This is a genomic window from Phycicoccus sonneratiae, from assembly GCF_016887965.1.
Taxonomy (GTDB): Bacteria; Actinomycetota; Actinomycetes; order Actinomycetales; family Dermatophilaceae; genus Phycicoccus; species Phycicoccus sonneratiae.
In genome coordinates this window covers 320,271-336,764 of record NZ_JAFDVD010000007.1, presented here as the reverse complement: position 1 = coordinate 336,764, position 16,494 = coordinate 320,271, and the positions used below count along the sequence as shown (strand labels likewise).

At 71.7% G+C, this 16,494-nt stretch carries 18 protein-coding genes and 1 tRNA gene; all 19 read left to right on the top strand.

The features are described 5' to 3' along the window. Nucleotides 1–58: 58 nt before the first annotated feature. The 19 genes from JQN70_RS07105 to JQN70_RS07015 all read left to right on the top strand — a co-directional run bounded on the left by JQN70_RS07105 (nucleotide 59) and on the right by JQN70_RS07015 (nucleotide 16,342). Nucleotides 59–131 (top strand) — tRNA-Trp (locus JQN70_RS07105). Nucleotides 132–250: 119 nt separating this feature from the next. Continuing rightward, the gene (gene secE, locus JQN70_RS07100) at nucleotides 251–514 is read left to right on the top strand and encodes a preprotein translocase subunit SecE (protein ID WP_204130611.1); all 264 of its coding nucleotides are present in this window, start codon (nucleotides 251–253) and stop codon (nucleotides 512–514) included. Nucleotides 515–566: 52 nt separating this feature from the next. Then, nucleotides 567–1,517 (top strand): transcription termination/antitermination protein NusG, encoded by a 951-nt coding sequence (gene nusG / locus JQN70_RS07095; RefSeq protein WP_307835852.1) that lies wholly within the window; start codon nucleotides 567–569, stop codon nucleotides 1,515–1,517. Nucleotides 1,518–1,606: 89 nt separating this feature from the next. After that, nucleotides 1,607–2,038, top strand: a complete 432-nt coding sequence (gene rplK, locus JQN70_RS07090) for a 50S ribosomal protein L11 (protein ID WP_204130610.1) — start codon at nucleotides 1,607–1,609, stop codon at nucleotides 2,036–2,038. A 76-nt stretch (nucleotides 2,039–2,114) separates the two neighbouring features. Beyond that, nucleotides 2,115–2,831, top strand: coding sequence for a 50S ribosomal protein L1 (gene rplA / locus JQN70_RS07085; protein WP_204130609.1), 717 nt, complete (start codon nucleotides 2,115–2,117; stop codon nucleotides 2,829–2,831). 199 nt (nucleotides 2,832–3,030) lie between these two features. Further along, nucleotides 3,031–3,849 (top strand): SCO4651 family lipoprotein, encoded by an 819-nt coding sequence (locus JQN70_RS07080; protein ID WP_204130608.1) that lies wholly within the window; start codon nucleotides 3,031–3,033, stop codon nucleotides 3,847–3,849. Nucleotides 3,850–4,221: 372 nt separating this feature from the next. Beyond that, on the top strand, nucleotides 4,222–4,848 hold the full coding sequence (gene rplJ, locus JQN70_RS07075) for a 50S ribosomal protein L10 (protein ID WP_204130607.1): 627 nt from the start codon (nucleotides 4,222–4,224) through the stop codon (nucleotides 4,846–4,848). 65 nt (nucleotides 4,849–4,913) lie between these two features. Then, on the top strand, nucleotides 4,914–5,306 hold the full coding sequence (gene rplL, locus JQN70_RS07070; protein ID WP_204130606.1) for a 50S ribosomal protein L7/L12: 393 nt from the start codon (nucleotides 4,914–4,916) through the stop codon (nucleotides 5,304–5,306). Nucleotides 5,307–5,592: 286 nt separating this feature from the next. Further along, nucleotides 5,593–6,564, top strand: a complete 972-nt coding sequence (locus JQN70_RS07065) for an ABC transporter ATP-binding protein (RefSeq protein WP_204130605.1) — start codon at nucleotides 5,593–5,595, stop codon at nucleotides 6,562–6,564. After that, nucleotides 6,561–7,328: an MlaE family ABC transporter permease gene (locus tag JQN70_RS07060; RefSeq protein WP_204130604.1), complete on the top strand. Its 768-nt coding sequence runs from the start codon at nucleotides 6,561–6,563 to the stop codon at nucleotides 7,326–7,328. Before JQN70_RS07065 ends, JQN70_RS07060 begins: the two co-directional genes overlap by 4 nt. Nucleotides 7,329–7,333: 5 nt before the next feature. Beyond that, complete coding sequence (locus JQN70_RS07055; protein WP_204130603.1) at nucleotides 7,334–8,161, top strand: MlaE family ABC transporter permease; 828 nt, start codon at nucleotides 7,334–7,336, stop codon at nucleotides 8,159–8,161. Then, on the top strand, nucleotides 8,158–9,456 hold the full coding sequence (locus JQN70_RS07050) for an MCE family protein (RefSeq protein WP_204130602.1): 1,299 nt from the start codon (nucleotides 8,158–8,160) through the stop codon (nucleotides 9,454–9,456). Before JQN70_RS07055 ends, JQN70_RS07050 begins: the two co-directional genes overlap by 4 nt. Next, on the top strand, nucleotides 9,453–10,484 hold the full coding sequence (locus JQN70_RS07045; protein ID WP_204130601.1) for an MCE family protein: 1,032 nt from the start codon (nucleotides 9,453–9,455) through the stop codon (nucleotides 10,482–10,484). Before JQN70_RS07050 ends, JQN70_RS07045 begins: the two co-directional genes overlap by 4 nt. Then, entirely contained in the window at nucleotides 10,481–11,464 is a 984-nt protein-coding gene (locus tag JQN70_RS07040; protein ID WP_204130600.1) for an MCE family protein, read from the top strand. The genes JQN70_RS07045 and JQN70_RS07040 overlap by 4 nt, the downstream gene beginning before the upstream one ends. After that, complete coding sequence (locus JQN70_RS07035) at nucleotides 11,461–12,639, top strand: MCE family protein (protein WP_204130599.1); 1,179 nt, start codon at nucleotides 11,461–11,463, stop codon at nucleotides 12,637–12,639. Before JQN70_RS07040 ends, JQN70_RS07035 begins: the two co-directional genes overlap by 4 nt. Beyond that, nucleotides 12,636–13,865 (top strand): MCE family protein, encoded by a 1,230-nt coding sequence (locus JQN70_RS07030; RefSeq protein ID WP_204130598.1) that lies wholly within the window; start codon nucleotides 12,636–12,638, stop codon nucleotides 13,863–13,865. Before JQN70_RS07035 ends, JQN70_RS07030 begins: the two co-directional genes overlap by 4 nt. Then, nucleotides 13,862–15,124, top strand: coding sequence for an MCE family protein (locus tag JQN70_RS07025; RefSeq protein ID WP_204130597.1), 1,263 nt, complete (start codon nucleotides 13,862–13,864; stop codon nucleotides 15,122–15,124). Before JQN70_RS07030 ends, JQN70_RS07025 begins: the two co-directional genes overlap by 4 nt. Then, complete coding sequence (locus JQN70_RS07020) at nucleotides 15,121–15,606, top strand: Rv1363c family protein (RefSeq protein WP_204130596.1); 486 nt, start codon at nucleotides 15,121–15,123, stop codon at nucleotides 15,604–15,606. The genes JQN70_RS07025 and JQN70_RS07020 overlap by 4 nt, the downstream gene beginning before the upstream one ends. Next, nucleotides 15,590–16,342: a hypothetical protein gene (locus JQN70_RS07015; protein WP_204130595.1), complete on the top strand. Its 753-nt coding sequence runs from the start codon at nucleotides 15,590–15,592 to the stop codon at nucleotides 16,340–16,342. The genes JQN70_RS07020 and JQN70_RS07015 overlap by 17 nt, the downstream gene beginning before the upstream one ends. The last annotated feature ends 152 nt before the right edge of the window (nucleotides 16,343–16,494 follow it).

Below are 16,494 nucleotides of genomic sequence, written 5' to 3'. Positions count from 1 at the left end.
TCGGCGTGCCCGGGGGAGGTCGCACCACCCCGGGCCCGCCCCCCAACGGCGGTCCCACAGGGCAGTGGCTCAATTGGTAGAGCACCGGTCTCCAAAACCGGCGGTTGGGGGTTCGAGTCCCTCCTGCCCTGCGTCGCACGTGTGGTACGTCCACGAAACGCGGCCCGCCTCGTCGGGCTGCCTTCGCGGACGCACCGCCCGGAAGGCACCCGAACCGAACAGCTCGACGTGAAGAGGCACCGTGACTGACGTGGGTCAGACCAGGACTCCCTCCAAGCCCGCCAAGGGCACGGAGCGGGGCGGCAACCGCGTCTCCCGGTGGTTCCGCGCCATCGGCCTGTTCGTCAGCCAGATCCTCGACGAGCTGCGCAAGGTCGTCCGGCCGACCCGGAACGAGCTGTGGAACTACACCATCGTCGTCATCGTGTTCGTCACGGTGATGATGGCGATCGTCTCCGGCCTCGACTTCGGCTTCAGCAAGCTGATCGCCCTGGTCCTGGGCGACGGTTCCTGACCCGCACGCGCACGCAGCTCCCGGCACCAGCAGACGAAGGAAGAGGTCACCCGTGTCCGACCAGTGGACCGACAACCCCGACGTGGCGTCCGACGACGCCCCCGAGGTGGCGCTCGAGGCCGTGACGGAGGAGTCCGCCGCGGACGCCCCCGCCGCCGACCTCCCGGTCGACGAGACGCCCGTGCAGGAGGCCGACCTCGAGGCCGCCGAGGCCTTCGACGCCGCGCCGGCCGACGACGAGACGGACACCGACGCCGACGAGACCGTCGACGCCGACGAGACCGCCGACGCCGAGGCGGACGACGCGGACACCGACGCCGACGACACCGCCGACGCGGCCCCGGCCACTCCCGTCGACGAGGACGGCGACGTCCTCGAGGGCATCGACCCGGTCCAGGCGTTCAAGGACGACCTCGCCTCGAAGTTCGGCGACTGGTACGTCATCCACTCCTACGCGGGCTACGAGAACCGCGTGAAGGCCAACCTCGAGAACCGGACGCAGTCCCTCAACATGGAGGACTACATCTTCGAGACCCAGGTCCCGATGGAGGAGGTCACCGAGATCAAGTCCGGGCAGCGCAAGCTCGTGCGCCGCGTCCGGATGCCCGGCTACGTCCTCGTCCGGATGGACCTCACCGACGAGTCGTGGGGCGCCGTCCGGCACACCCCGGGCGTCACCGGGTTCGTCGGCAACGCCCACCAGCCGGTGCCGCTGACCCTCGACGAGGTCTTCACGATGCTCAAGCCGGCCGACCTCGAGTCGCCGGCCGCCGCGAGCGCCTCCGGTGGCACCCAGGCCGCCGGCGGCGGTGGGACGAGCGAGACCACGGTCGTCGACTTCGAGGTCGGCGAGTCCGTCACCGTCATGGACGGCCCCTTCGAGACCCTGCCGGCGACGATCTCCGAGATCAACGCCGACACCCAGAAGCTCAAGGTGCTCGTCTCGATCTTCGGCCGGGAGACCCCGGTCGAGCTCTCCTTCAGCCAGGTCGCCAAGATCTGAGCCGCTGAGGAGCCCTGCCCCGGGGACCCGGGGCTGCAAAGGGGTCATCGCCCACGGCGTCGGCCCACCACCACCGAAGAAGGACAGTCATGCCCCCCAAGAAGAAGGTCTCCGGCTACATCAACCTGCAGATCCAGGCAGGTGCCGCGACCCCCGCGCCCCCCGTCGGCCCCGCGCTCGGTCAGCACGGCGTCAACATCATGGAGTTCGTCAAGGCGTACAACGCGGCGACCGAGCACCAGCGCGGCAGCATCATCCCCGTCGTCATCACGGTCTACGAAGACCGCTCCTTCACCTTCATCACGAAGACCCCGCCGGCCTCCGAGCTCATCAAGAAGGCCGCGGGCGTCGCGAAGGGCTCGGGCGAGCCGCACAAGACCAAGGCCGGCAAGCTCACGAAGGACCAGCTCCGCGAGATCGCCGAGGCCAAGATGCCCGACCTCAACGCCAACGACGTCGACGCCGCGATGAAGATCATCGCCGGCACCGCCCGTCAGATGGGCATCGAGACCGAGCTCTGAGCCCGGTCCCACCCCCTGTGGCAGGGCCTGCTTCGGCCCGGTGACCACGACTCCACCACCACACCAGGAGCAGCACATGAAGCGCAGCAAGGCGTACAACGCCGCGACCGAGAAGATCGACGCGGACAAGCTCTACAGCCCGCTCGAGGCCGTCCGCCTCGCCAAGGACGTCGCGTCGGCCAAGTACGACGAGACCGTCGAGGTGGCCTTCCGCCTCGGTGTCGACCCGCGCAAGGCCGACCAGATGGTCCGCGGCACGGTCAACCTGCCGCACGGCACGGGCAAGACCGCCCGCGTCCTCGTCTTCGCCAACGGCGACAAGGCCGAGGCGGCCACCGCGGCCGGCGCCGACTACGTCGGCTCCGACGACCTCCTCGAGAAGGTCGCCGGCGGCTGGCTCGACTTCGACGCCGTCGTCGCCACCCCCGACCTCATGGGCAAGGTCGGCCGGCTCGGCAAGGTCCTCGGTCCGCGCGGCCTCATGCCGAACCCGAAGACCGGCACCGTCACGATGGACACCGCCAAGGCCGTGTCCGACATCAAAGGCGGCAAGATCGAGTTCCGCGTCGACAAGCACGCGAACCTCCACTTCATCATCGGCAAGGCCTCCTTCGACGAGAAGTCGCTCGTCGAGAACTACGCCACCGCCCTCGAGGAGGTGCTCCGGCTCAAGCCGGCCGCCTCCAAGGGCCGGTACATCACCAAGGCGACCCTGTCGACGACGATGGGCCCGGGCATCCCGCTCGACGCGAGCAAGACCCGCAACCTCACCGAGGAGACCGTGGAGGCCTGAGCCCCACCGCCCCTCGACCGAGCCCGCCGCCCCTTCCGGGGCGGCGGGCTCCGTCGTGCCCGGGCCGGGGCGTCGGTGACGACTTCGTCACGAGCTGGGGAACCCGCGCACGCCGGCCCCCGTCCGACACGTACGCTGGCCACACGCGGGGGTCGCAGACGACCACCGCTCCACGACGACCTCACGGGGGAAGTTCCGCATGAAGCGCTCGATCCTGTCCGCCCTCGCCCTGTCCGGGGCGCTCGTCCTCGGAGCCTGCGGCTCCGCCACCAACGACACCGCCGGCGGCAGCAAGGCCGCCGCCACCAGCGAGGCGCCCGCGGCGGCCTCCGCCAAGGTCGGCGACACCGTCGACCTCGCCGAGCTGGCGACGAAGAGCTCGGCCGCCGTCAAGGAGAAGGGCACCGCCCACATGACGATGCAGGCCGCGACCTCGGGCACCATCGAGGCCGACGCCGACTACAGCGGTGACTCGCCGAAGATGGCGATGACGGTCTCGGAGTCCGGCGACACCTTCCAGATGGTCTACCTCGACAAGGTCATGTACATGGGCGGCGACTCCTTCGCCGAGATGACCGGCGGCAAGAAGTGGATCAAGATCGACCCGCAGGGCGACGACATGATGTCGAAGATGATGGGCCCGATGCTCGACCAGATGGAGAGCACGGTCGCCAACCCGGCCGAGCAGCTCAAGGGCGTCGAGGGCGCCACGGCCACCGTCACCAAGGTCGCCGACGGCGTGACGACCTACCAGGTCAAGCTCAGCAAGGAGCAGCTGGCCGCGATGGTCAAGAAGCAGGCCGCGGGCCTGCCGGGCCTCACCGAGGAGGCGCTCAAGAAGGTCCCGGACGGCGTCACCTACGACATGTCCGTCGACGCCGAGGGCCTGCCCGTCACCGTCGCCATGGACATGGGCGGCGAGAAGATGACGATCACCTACTCCAAGTGGGGTGAGCCGGTCGAGGTCAAGGCCCCCGCGGCCTCCGAGGTCGGCACCTTCCAGATGCCGACGAGCTGACCGCTCGCACCCAGCAGCACCCGCCGCGGGGCCCCCGGGGCCCCCCCGGGGCCCCCCCCCCGGGGGGGGGGGGGCCCCCCCCCCCCCCCCCCGCCGCCCCCCCCCGCCCCCCCCCCCCCCCCCGCCGGCGATTTGGGCGGTGGCCGCGCCGTCCCGTACGCTGGTCCACGACCGAAGACCGCCGGTTGTCCCGTGCACCCGCACGAGACCGAAGGTCCCGCCGACAGCGGGCCGCCAGCGCAGGCCACGACGTACCGGACCACCGGTGGCACCACGCCGCCGCGCCTCCCGAGCCCCGTGCCCTGCGCCGGGGCTCTCTCTCGTTCCCGGGCCCCTCACCGTGTGGTCCGACCCGACGGAAAGGAGGCCCGAATGTCACGTGCCGACAAGGCTGCGGCCATCGCCGAGCTCTCGGAGAAGTTCAAGAGCTCCAACGCCGCCGTCCTCACGGAGTACCGGGGACTCTCGGTGGCGCAGATCACCGAGCTGCGCAACTCCCTGCGTGGCAACGCGACCTACGCCGTGGTCAAGAACACGCTGACCCAGCTCGCCGCCACGGACGCCGGGGTGACCGCGTTCGACGGTCAGCTCGTCGGCCCGTCCGCGATCGCCTTCGTCGAGGGCGACCCCGTGGAGGCGGCCAAGGGTCTGCGCGACTTCGCCAAGGCCAACCCCCTCCTGGTGATCAAGGGCGGCGTGCTCGAGGGCAAGGCCCTCTCCGCCGCGGAGATCACCAAGCTCGCGGACCTCGAGTCCCGCGAGGTGCTCCTCGCCAAGCTGGCCGGCGCCATGAACGCCTCGCTCAGCCAGGCCGTCTACCTCTTCGCCGCCCCGCTCAGCAAGGCCGCTCGCACGGTCGACGCGCTGCGGGCCAAGGTCGAGACCGAGGGTCCGGTGGCTGCCGCCGCCGACGCCCCGGCCGAGGCCGCTGCGGACGAGACCCCCGCCGAGGCTGCCGCCGAGGCCACCGACGTCGCCGAGGGTGGCGACGAGAGCTGACCCCCGGGTCCGCTCACCACCGAAACGCCACTCACGGCACCACGCTGAATCGAAAGGACGCCATCATGGCCAAGCTCAGCACCGACGAGCTCCTTGACGCCTTCAAGGAGATGACCCTCATCGAGCTCTCCGAGTTCGTCAAGCAGTTCGAGGACACCTTCAACGTCACCGCCGCCGCGCCCGTCGCGGTCGCCGGTGCCGCCGCCCCGGCCGCCGGTGGCGGCGACGCCGCCGAGGCCGCCGAGCAGGACGAGTTCGACGTCGTCCTCGAGGCCGCCGGTGACAAGAAGATCGCCGTCATCAAGGAGGTCCGCGCGCTGACCTCCCTCGGCCTCAAGGAGGCCAAGGACCTCGTCGACGGCGCCCCGAAGCCCGTCCTCGAGAAGGTCGACAAGGCCGCGGCCGAAAAGGCCAAGGAGCAGCTCGAGGGCGCCGGCGCCACCGTCACCCTCAAGTGACCTCGTCCCCGTGAGGGGATGACGCCACGCCCAGCGGGGCCCGACCGTTCGCGGTCGGGCCCCGCTGTCGTCCCGCCCCGGCCACCAATCCGCGCGACCGGCCGCGCCGAACGTCCTTCCGTGGCAGCCTGTCCCCACCGCGGGCGGGGGGCGGGGCACCTGAGAAAAGCCATAGGTCACCAAAGCACCGTCGCCGCGGTCGACATGGTCTGATGGTCCGCGGCCCGCTACCGAGAAGTAACTTCCGGGCCGCGCACGGGCAGGACGAACGGCTGGGAAGGGCGACATGGGTGTCGAGATCGCGGTGAGCGGGCTGACCAAGCGCTTCGGCAGCCAGCTCATCTGGGACGACGTCACCCTCACCCTCCCCGCGGGGGAGATCTCGGTGCTCCTCGGCCCGTCGGGCACGGGCAAGTCGGTCTTCCTCAAGACCCTCGTCGGCCTCATCCGCCCCGAGCGCGGGTCGATCGTCATCGAGGGCCAGGACCTCGTGCAGCTGCGGGGTGACGACCTCTACGAGGTCCGCAAGCTCTTCGGGGTGCTCTTCCAGGACGGGGCGCTGTTCGGCTCGATGAGCCTGTTCGACAACGTCGCCTTCCCGCTGCGCGAGCACACGCGCAAGGGCGAGAAGGAGATCGGCGACATCGTTCGCGAGAAGATGGAGCTCGTCGGTCTCGCCGGCGCCGAGGGCAAGCTGCCCGGCGAGATCTCCGGCGGGATGCGCAAGCGCGCCGGCCTGGCCCGCGCCCTCGTCCTCGACCCGCAGATCCTCCTCATCGACGAGCCCGACTCCGGGCTCGACCCGGTCCGCACGAGCTACATCAACCAGCTCTTCGTCGACCTCAACGCCCAGATCGACGCGACCTTCCTCATCGTCACGCACGACATCAACACCGCGCGCACGGTCCCCGACAACATCGGCCTGCTCTACCACCGCCACCTCGCGATGTTCGGCCCGCGCGAGATGCTCCTGTCCTCCGAGGAGCCCGTCGTCCGCCAGTTCCTCAACGCCCAGACCATCGGCCCGATCGGGATGTCCGAGGAGAAGGACGCCGACGAGCTCGCCGCCGAGTCCGGCCAGGAGCTGCCGCCGCTGCCGCCCATCCCGCTCCAGCTGCCGACGAGCGACGGCACGCCGCGGCGGGCCGAGCGCGAGGCGGGGGAGTGGTGCCGCAGCAACGGCGTCACCCCGCCCCCGGGCAGCTTCGCCTCGACGACGGCCGGCATCGTCGGCGTCGACCAGGGAGCCGACGCATGACCGTCGTCACCAACGGCCTCAAGCAGGCCGGCTCCTTCTTCGGGCTCGTCGTCGACGTCGCGAAGGCGGTCCCGAAGCGGCCCTTCCAGCTCAAGGAGTTCATCCAGCAGGCGTGGTTCGTCGCGTCGGTGACCATCGTGCCGACCGCGCTCGTGTCCATCCCCTTCGGCGCGGTCATCGCCCTCCAGCTCGGCACCCTGACCCGCCAGCTCGGCGCCCAGTCCTTCACGGGCGCCGCGTCCGTGCTCGCCGTCGTCCGCGAGGCCTCGCCGCTCGTCACCGCGCTGCTCGTCGCGGGCGCCGGCGGCTCGGCCATCTGCGCCGACCTCGGCTCGCGCAAGATCCGCGAGGAGATCGACGCGATGGAGGTGCTCGGCATCTCCCCGATCCAGCGGCTCGTCGTGCCGCGCGTCCTCGCGACGATGCTCGTCGCGGCGCTGCTCAACGGGCTCGTCTCGGTCGTCGGCGTCGCCGGCGGCTACGTCTTCAACGTCATGGTGCAGGGCGGCACCCCCGGCGCCTACCTCGCGTCGTTCACCGCCCTGGCCCAGATCGCCGACCTCGTCACCTCCGAGATCAAGGCCCTGCTCTTCGGGGCCATCGCGGCGCTCGTCGCCTCCTACAAGGGGCTGACGGCCGGCGGCGGCCCGAAGGGCGTCGGCGACGCCGTCAACCAGGCCGTCGTCATCACCTTCATGTTCCTGTTCGTCGTCAACTTCGTCATCTCGGCCGTGTACTTCCAAGTCGTGCCGCAGAAGATCTGACGCCGATGTCGAAGCTCTCCTCCGCCTCGCGCGCCCCGCTCCGGCTCCTCGACGAGCTGAGCGGGCAGATGCGCTTCTACGTCGCGTCCGTCCGCTGGGTGCCCCGCACCGTCACCCGGTACCGCAAGGAGGTCGTCCGGCTGCTCGCCGAGGTCTCGCTCGGCACCGGTGCGCTGAGCGTCATCGGCGGCACGGTCGGGGTGCTCACCTTCCTCGCCTTCTTCACCGGCTCGCAGGTGGGGCTGCAGGGCTACAGCTCGCTCGACCAGCTGGGTACCGGGGCGTTCGCCGGGTTCGTCTCGGCCTACCTCAACACCCGCGAGATCGCCCCGCTCGTCGCCGGCCTGGCCCTGGCGGCGACCGTAGGATGCGGCTTCACCGCCCAGCTCGGGGCGATGCGGATCAGCGAGGAGGTCGACGCCCTCGAGGTCATGGGCATCCCGAGCCTGCCGTTCCTCGTGACGACCCGGATGATCGCCGGCTTCGTCGCCGTCATCCCGCTGTACGTCCTCGGCCTGCTCTCGTCGTATGCGGCGACGCGCTTCATCGTCACCGACTACTTCGGGCAGTCCAAGGGGACCTACGACCACTACTTCCACCTGTTCCTGCCACCGGGCGACATCCTCTGGTCGTTCGCGAAGGTCCTGATCTTCGCCGTCGTCATCATCGGCATCCACTGCTACTACGGCTACACCGCGAGCGGCGGCCCGGCCGGTGTCGGCGTGGCCGTCGGGCGGGCCGTACGGACCTCGATCGTCGCGGTCAACGTCGTCGACTTCTTCCTCAGCCTCGCGATCTGGGGCGCGACGACCACGGTGAGGATCGCCGGATGAGCGGTGGGTTCCTCGGGGGGCTGCGGGAGCGGGCGTACGGCGTCGCGTTCCTCCTCGTCGTCGCGCTCGGCGTCACCCTGTCGATCGCGGCCTTCGAGAAGGTCTTCACCGATGTCGTCACGGTCGCGCTGCGCACCGACCGGATCGGCAGCCAGATGCAGGAGGCCGCCGACGTCAAGATCCGCGGCGTCATCGTCGGCGAGGTCCGCACCATCACCTCGGCCCCCGACGGCGCGACCCTGACCCTCGCGCTCGACCCCGCGTCGGTCCACCTCATCCCGGCGAAGGTCAGCGCCCGGCTGCTGCCCAAGACCCTCTTCGGCGAGCGGTTCGTCGACCTCGTGCCGCCGCAGGGCACGACCGGCCGGGCCATCCGCGAGGGCGACGTCATCCCGCAGGACCGCACGAGCGTGGCCATCGAGCTCGAGCGGGTCTTCGACGAGCTGCTGCCGCTGCTGCGCACCGTCAAGCCCGAGAAGCTCGCCGCGACGCTCAACGCGCTCGCCACCGCCCTCGACGGCCGGGGCACGAAGCTCGGCGAGAACCTCGTCCTCGTCAACCGGTACTTCACCGAGCTGAACCCGCAGCTGCCGCTCATCCAGGCCGACATCAGCGGCCTCGCCGACCTCGCGAGCACCTACGCCGACGCCGCGCCGAACCTGCTGCGGGCCGCGAACGCCCTGCGGACGACGAACGCGACGATCGTCGAGAAGAAGGACCAGCTCGCCGGGTTCCTCGCCGGCACGGCGGGGTTCGCGAACACGACCGCGGAGTTCCTCGAGAAGAACGACGACCGGATCATCCAGGTCGGCCGGGTGCAGCGGCCGACCCTCGCCGTCCTCGCCAAGCACGCGCCGGTCTACCCCTGCCTCGCCAAGGGGCTCGTCAACTGGATCCCGCGCGCCGAGGGCATCTTCGCGAACGGCCAGTTCCACATCACCCTCGAGACGCCGCCGCAACGCAACGGGTACCGGCCGGGCCAGGAGCCCGCGTGGAACGACGACCGCGGGCCGAGCTGCCGCGGCCTGCCGAACCCCGGTGGCAGCCAGGCGAACCCGCGCGGTTCGGCGGCCTTCGCCGACGGCAGCGGTGGCGCCTCCCGTTCCGCCCTGCCCTCGGCGCTGCTCGCCCCCACCGGGCTCGCCGTGGGCAACGTCGACTCCGGGCTCGCCGGCACCGAGGCGGAGCAGGAGGTCGTGGCCATCGCCCTCGCGTCCGAGGGCGGCGGGGAGCCCTCGGCGCTCACCACGCTGCTCGCCGGCCCGATGCTGCGCGGCAAGGTGGTGAACCAGTGAGGACCACGCCGAGCCTCGTCAAGCTCATCGCCTTCGTCGTCGTCACGGTGCTCGCCACCGGGATCCTCGCGGCGACCATCGCCAACGTGCTGCCCGGCGACAAGGCGTCGTACAAGGCCGTGTTCACGGACGTCACCGGGCTGTCGGCCGGCCAGGACGTGCGCATCGCGGGCGTGCGGGTCGGCACCGTCAAGGACATCGCCGTCGCGCGCGACCGGGTGCACGCCGAGGTCACCTTCGACGTCCTGCGCTCGACCTCGCTGACCCGCGGCACGGCGGCGACCATCAAGTACCGCAACCTCGTCGGCGAGCGCTACGTCGCCCTCACCCAGGAGCCGGGCAACGCCGCCCCGCTGCCCGAGGACGGCACCATCCCGGTCGCGCAGACCCACCCCGCGCTCGACCTCACCGTCCTCTTCAACGGCTTCAAGCCGCTCTTCGCCGCGCTCTCGCCGCAGGACGTCAACGAGCTGTCCGCGCAGATCATCTCGGTGCTCCAGGGCGAGGGCGGCGACATCAACAGCCTCCTCGGCCAGACCGCCTCGCTGACCACCGCGCTCGCGGACCGCGACGAGGTCATCGGGCGCACCATCGACAACCTGACAACGGTCCTCACGACGGTCGAGTCCAACGACACCGCCTTCACGGACTTGCTCACCCAGCTCCAGCGGTTCGTGTCGGGGCTCTCGCAGGACCGCAAGGCCATCGGCGACTCGCTGACCAACATCAACCGGCTCACCGGTGACACCGCGAACCTGCTCGCCGCGGGTCGTCCGGACCTCAAGGCCGACATCGCCAACCTCGGCGACCTCGCCGCGACCCTCGACGAGCCCCAGAACACCAAGGAGTTCGAGCGCTTCATCGGCCAGGCTCCGACGAAGATCACCACGATCACGCGCACGGCCACCTACGGCTCGTGGTTCAACTTCTACCTCTGCCGGTTCGACGTGAAGAACCTGCTCCTGCCCACGGGCAAGACCCCGGGCGACCTCGGCTACAACGTGGCGGCCGCGAGGTGCAACGGATGAGGTGGCGTCGGCAGGGTCCCCCGAGGGACCGCAACACCCTCCGGCTCGGCGTCGTCGGGCTGGCCGTCGTCGCCCTGCTCATGGTGCTCGCGTTCAACGCGGCCAGCCTGCCGGTCATCGGCGGCGGCGACCGCTACAGCGCCGCCTTCACCGAGGCCGGCGGCCTGCGCGACGGCGACGACGTGCGCATCGCCGGGGTGAAGATCGGCGACGTCACCGGGGTCGACCTCGAGGGGTCGCACGTGCGCGTCGACTTCCGGGTCACGGGCGACGTCGCGTTCGGACCCTCGACCGCCGCGTCGGTGCGCATCAAGACCCTCCTCGGCGAGAAGTACGTCTCCCTCGAGCCCCGCGGCACTGGGCAGATGAAGGAGGGCACGCAGATCCCGCTCACGCGCACCGTCTCCTCCTACGACGTCATCACCGCCTTCAGCGACCTGACCCGCACGACCGAGCGGATCGACACCGACCAGCTCGCGCAGTCCCTCGACGTGCTCGCCACCGAGTTCAAGGACACCCCGGCCAACGTCCGGACCGCCCTCGACGGCCTGAGCCGGCTCTCGGCCACGATCGCCAGCCGCGACGAGAAGCTGCGCGACCTGCTGCGCTCGGCGAACGCGGTCACCGGCACCGTCGCCGAGCAGAACGCGGTCGTCGACAAGCTCATCAAGGACGCCGACCTGCTCGTCGCCGAGCTCGAGACCCGGCGCGAGGCGATCCACACCCTCTTCACGAACACCAGCGCCCTCGCCCAGCAGGTCACCGGCCTCGTCCGCGACAACCGCACGCAGCTCAAGCCCGCGCTGGCCTCCCTCCAGGGCGTGCTGGCCACCCTCCAGAAGCACGAGGCCGACCTCAAGAAGACGATCGCGGCGATGGCCCCGTTCACCCGCCTCTTCGCCAACACCCTCGGCACCGGGCCGTGGTTCGACACCTACATCCAGAACCTCACGAACCCGATCGGCGGGGTCGGACGATGAGGCGCCCCCAGCTCCGGGTCCCCGACCGCCTGCGGTCGGTGTCGCGGCGGACCGCGGCCGTCGCCGGCGTCGTCGTGCTGGCCCTCGTCGCCGCCGCGGTCGTGCTGTGGCCGCGTCCCGCGCCGGTCCGCGTCAGCGCGGACTTCGTCCGGGCGGTCGGCCTCTTCCCCGGGTCGGACGTGCGCATCCTCGGTGTCAAGGTCGGCGAGGTCCTCAGCGTCGAGCCGCGCGGCGAGCACGTCCGGGTCGACTTCGAGTTCACCTCCGAGCACCCCGTCCCCGCCGACGCCCAGGCCGCGGTCGTCGCGCCCTCGCTCGTCAGCGACCGCTACGTCCAGCTGCTCCCGGTGTGGACGAAGGGGGCCCGGATGCGCACCGGCGCGCACATCCCGCTCGAGCGCACCGCCGTCCCCGTCGAGCTCGACCGGGTCAGCCAGAGCCTCGACGACCTCATGGTCGCGCTCGGCCCGGAGGGGGCCAACTCCGAGGGGGCGCTCTCGCGGGTCCTCGAGACCGGCGCCGCCAACCTCGACGGCAACGGCCAGAGCCTCCACGACACCACCGTCAACCTCTCCCGGGCGGTCCAGACCTTCTCCGAGGGCCGCGGCGACCTGTTCTCGACCGTGAAGAACCTCAACACCTTCACCGAGACCCTCGCCGCCAACGACCAGCAGGTCCGCCGGCTCAACACCAACCTCGCGTCCGTGAGCACGGCGCTGGACAGCGAGCGCGACGACCTCTCGGCGGCCCTGGCCAACCTCGCCGTCGCCCTCGACCAGATCACCTCGTTCGTCCAGGACAACCGGGCGCTGCTCAAGGACGACGTCGCGCGCCTCACCGACGTCACCGGCGCGGTCGTCGACGAGCGCAAGGCCCTCGCCGAGACCCTCGACGACGCACCGGTCGCCCTCTCGAACCTCCAGCTCGCGTACAACCCCGCGAACGGCACGCTCGACACCCGGGCCAGCATCCAGGGCACCGACGACCCGGGGCTGCTGCTCTGCGCGCTGATCACCGGTCCCACGGGGACCGGCAACACCGACCTCTGCAAGCTCTCCGGGCTGCTCGACCTCAAGCTGCCGGACCTGCTCGGCGGGCTCACCGGGGCGGCCGGCGCCCCGGACGGCGGGCTGCTCAAGGGCGCCGACCCGACCCTGGGAGGGCTGCTCGGATGACCCGCCGCACCCGCACCGCCGTCACCGCGCTCGTCAGCGCGCTGGCGCTCGTCGTGCTCGCCGGCTGCTCGAGCGTCTACGACCTGCCGCTGCCCGGCGGCCCGGGCGCCGAAGGCCGCCAGATCTCGGTCCGCGCCGAGTTCGCCGACGTCCTCGACCTCGTGCCGCGCTCGTCGGTGAAGATCGACGAGGTGACGGTCGGCGAGGTCACCGACATCGAGCTCGACGGCTGGACCGCCCGGGTGACGATGCGGATCCCCGCCGCCAGCAAGCTCCCCGACGACACCCGCGCCGAGCTCAAGCAGACCTCGCTGCTCGGCGAGAAGTACGTCGCCCTCGAGCGTCCCGAGGGCGGGGGCACCGGCAGCCTCGCCGACGGCGACCTCATCCCGCTCGAGCGCACCGGCCGCAACCCCGAGGTCGAGGAGGTCCTCGCCGCCCTCTCGATGCTCCTCAACGGCGGCGGCGTCGGCCAGCTGAAGATCATCGAGTCCGAGCTCAACGACGCGATGCGCGGCAACCACGAGGAGATCGACAGCCTCATCACCCAGCTCGACACCTTCGTCGGCGGCCTCGACGAGCAGAAGGCCGAGATCATCCGGGCCATCGACGGGATCGACCGGCTGAGCGCCTCGCTCGCCGAGCGCAAGGACCAGCTGGCGGCCGTGCTCCAGGAGCTGCCGAAGGGGCTGGCGATCCTCGCCGACCAGCGCGAGCAGCTGACCCGGATGCTCACCGCGCTCAGCCGGCTCGGGAAGGTCGGCAGCACGGTCATCGAGGCCTCGCGCGACGACGTCCTCGCCAACCTCGCGGCCCTCAAGCCGATCCTCGCCCAGCTGAACGCGGCCGGCGACGACCTCCCGAAGTCGCTCCAGCTGCTGCTCACCTACCCCTTCCCGGACTCCTCGCTCCAGGCGATCAAGGGCGACTACACGAACCTGCGGGTCACGGCCGACCTCGACCTGCGGAACCTCACCCTGCCGACCCCCACGGGCCTGCCGCTGCCCTCGGTCCCCGTCCCGAGCCTGCCCATCCCCTCGCTCCCCGTGCCGACGATCACCGTCCCCCTCCCGAGCCTGCCCGTGCCGACGCCGAGCCTGCCCCTGCCGACGAAGTCCGGTGGACCGCTGTGCCCGCCGATCTGCATCGGCGGCGCCTCGGCGTCCTCCGCCGCGGGCGAGGACATGAGCTGGACGACCCTCTACACCGGGGGGCAGCCGTCATGATCCGCCGGCTCACGAAGGTCCAGCTCGCGCTCTTCCTCGTCATCACCGTCGTCGCGACGTCGTACCTGTCGGCGCGCTACGTCGGGCTCACCGAGCGCGTCCTCGGCGGCGGCCCCACGGTCGTCGCCGACCTCGCGAGCTCGGGCGGCATCTTCGAGGGTGCCGAGGTCACCTACCGCGGGGTCCGGGTGGGGCGGGTCTCCGAGCTGTCCCTCAGCGCCGACGGCGTCCGCGTCCACGCCCGGCTCGACCGCGGCAGCGAGGTGCCGAAGGACACCCGCGCCGTCGTCGAGAACCGCTCGGCGGTGGGGGAGCAGTACCTCGACCTCCAGCCGAGGTCCGACGGCTCGCCGTACCTCGCCGACGGCGACGTCATCCCCCGGGCCGACACGGCGACGCCGCTGCGCGTCGACACCCTGCTGCTCGACGTCGACCGCACCGTGCGCTCGGTCCCGAAGGACGACCTCACGACGGTCGTCGACGAGCTCGGCACCGGGTTCGAGGGCACCGGCGACGACCTCGGCCGGCTCATCGACAACGGGGATGCGTTGACCCGCAGCGCGATCCAGGCCCTTCCGGACACCATCGCCCTGCTGAAGTCGGGCAAGGTCGTCCTCGACACCCAGCGCGACACCGCCTCGCAGATCAAGGACTTCTCGGGCGACCTGGCCCGCATCTCCGAGACCCTCCAGGCCTCCGACCCCGACCTGCGGGTCGTCCTCGACCGGGGCACGGTGGCGTCCAAGGAGCTCGAGGCCGTCGTCAAGGAGAACCGCGACTCGCTCGGCACGCTCGTCGCCAACCTCGTCACCGTCGGGCAGGTGACGAGCGCCCGGGTCGACGGCATCGACCAGATGCTCATCACCTACCCCGAGGTCGTCGCCGGCGGCTACACCGTCGTGCCGGGCGACGGCAGCGCCCACTTCGGCGTCCAGCTCACCCAGTCGCCGGCCCCCTGCACGAAGGGCTACGGGGGCACGACGAAGACCGACCCGAACCGCACGTCCGGGCTGCCGCCGGTGAACACCGCCGCCCGGTGCACCCTGCCGCGCGGGTCGTCCTCGACGGTGCGCGGCGCGCAGAACGCCCCGGGCGCCCGCCCGGTGGGCAGTGCGAGCTACGCGATGGCCTATGGTTCCGAGCCGGTGCCGCTCGGGACCACGGCCTACGGGGCGCCGACCCGGGTCGCGGCACCGCTCGCCCCCGCCGGCAGCGGCGCCGGGGCGTGGTCCTGGATCATGGAGGAGGCAGCCCGGTGACGCGCTCGGTGCGCCTGCTGTGGGCGCTCGTGGCCCTCGTCGTGCTCGCGACGGTGGTGCTCGCGGGGACCCGCGGACGGGCCTGGTACGACGCCCGGCAGGAGCAGCAGGCCCAGCGCGAGGCCCTCGCCGCCGGCCGGCAGCTCGCGGTGAACTTCGCGACCCTCGACTACCGCACGGTCGACGCCGACACCGACCGGGTCAAGCAGGGCGCCACGGGGGAGTTCCTCGACAGCTACACGACGAGCCTCTCGGACCTGCGCACCGTCGTCACGCAGAACAAGTCGACCTCGCGGGTCGAGCGCGCCGAGGCGGCCCTCGTCTCCGGCGACCGCGACTCCGCCCAGGTGATCGTCGGGGTCGTCGCGCCGACCTCGAACACCAACGCCCCCGACGGCGAGACGAAGACGTACCGGATGAAGCTCGGCCTGCGCGAGGTCGGCGGCACGTGGAAGGTGGAGCGCCTTGAGTTCGTCGGATGACCGCCGCCGCCCCCGGGTGGCCGGCCAGCGCCGCCGGCACGGCCGGCCCGTCACCGACCCGGCGTCCCCGCAGGTCACGGGCCCGGAGGAGACGGAGGAGACCACGCTCGCCCCCGTCGGCGAGCCCGACGCGCACCCCGAGCCCGAGCCCGAGGTCGCCGTCGAGCCGGCCGACGAGGAGCCCGCGCCCGACGCCGAGCCCGACCGTGCCGCCCCCGACCCGGCCGAGGACGCGGCGGGGGAGCGCACCGGTCGGCGGCTGCCGGCCGGCGCCGCGGCCCCCCTCGTCGCGCTCGTCGTGGCCCTCGTCGCCTTCGCCCTCGTCCTCACCGTCTCGCTGCGCGACCCGAGGGCCCGCGAGGCCGACGCCCGCGCGGCGACCGCCGCGGCGCGCACCAGCCTCGAGCAGCTGCTGTCGTACAGCTACCAGACCCTCGACCAGCAGACCGCCGCGAACGCCGCCCTGCTGACCGGTGCCTTCAAGGACGAGTACGCGCGGACGATGGGCACGACGATCGCCCCGGTGGCGACGAAGGACGAGGTGACGGTCCGGGCCCGCAGCTACGAGGCGGGCGTCATGGGCCAGACGCCGGACACCGTCACGGTGCAGGTCTTCCTCAACCAGGCGAAGACGAGCAAGGGCGAGGACCAGCCCTCGGTGGACCAGAACCGGGTCATCGCGACGATGCGCCGGGTCGACGGGCGCTGGCTCGTCGAGAAGCTCTCGGCCTACTGAGGACGCCGTCCGCGACCCCCGCGGCACGCCCGGATTCCCCGTATCGCTTGACGCGAGGGGGGCCGGGGGCCATCCTGTTCGCGTCGCCCGCTCACGCGGGTCGGCCGCACCGGGAGCCGCAGGGCTTGACGCGGTTGGACGGTGCTGCCTTC

What these genes read in the sequence shown, in the direction of transcription:
- JQN70_RS07040 (WP_204130600.1), top strand. Translation starts at nt 10,481, where the DNA reads ATGAGGTGGCGTCGGCAGGGTCCCCCGAGGGACCGCAACACCCTCCGG.
- JQN70_RS07055 (WP_204130603.1), top strand. Translation starts at nt 7,334, where the DNA reads ATGTCGAAGCTCTCCTCCGCCTCGCGCGCCCCGCTCCGGCTCCTCGAC.
- JQN70_RS07060 (WP_204130604.1), top strand. Translation starts at nt 6,561, where the DNA reads ATGACCGTCGTCACCAACGGCCTCAAGCAGGCCGGCTCCTTCTTCGGG.
- JQN70_RS07030 (WP_204130598.1), top strand. Translation starts at nt 12,636, where the DNA reads ATGACCCGCCGCACCCGCACCGCCGTCACCGCGCTCGTCAGCGCGCTG.
- rplA (WP_204130609.1), top strand. Translation starts at nt 2,115, where the DNA reads ATGAAGCGCAGCAAGGCGTACAACGCCGCGACCGAGAAGATCGACGCG.
- JQN70_RS07025 (WP_204130597.1), top strand. Translation starts at nt 13,862, where the DNA reads ATGATCCGCCGGCTCACGAAGGTCCAGCTCGCGCTCTTCCTCGTCATC.
- JQN70_RS07035 (WP_204130599.1), top strand. Translation starts at nt 11,461, where the DNA reads ATGAGGCGCCCCCAGCTCCGGGTCCCCGACCGCCTGCGGTCGGTGTCG.
- JQN70_RS07065 (WP_204130605.1), top strand. Translation starts at nt 5,593, where the DNA reads ATGGGTGTCGAGATCGCGGTGAGCGGGCTGACCAAGCGCTTCGGCAGC.
- rplJ (WP_204130607.1), top strand. Translation starts at nt 4,222, where the DNA reads ATGTCACGTGCCGACAAGGCTGCGGCCATCGCCGAGCTCTCGGAGAAG.
- rplL (WP_204130606.1), top strand. Translation starts at nt 4,914, where the DNA reads ATGGCCAAGCTCAGCACCGACGAGCTCCTTGACGCCTTCAAGGAGATG.
- JQN70_RS07050 (WP_204130602.1), top strand. Translation starts at nt 8,158, where the DNA reads ATGAGCGGTGGGTTCCTCGGGGGGCTGCGGGAGCGGGCGTACGGCGTC.
- rplK (WP_204130610.1), top strand. Translation starts at nt 1,607, where the DNA reads ATGCCCCCCAAGAAGAAGGTCTCCGGCTACATCAACCTGCAGATCCAG.
- JQN70_RS07080 (WP_204130608.1), top strand. Translation starts at nt 3,031, where the DNA reads ATGAAGCGCTCGATCCTGTCCGCCCTCGCCCTGTCCGGGGCGCTCGTC.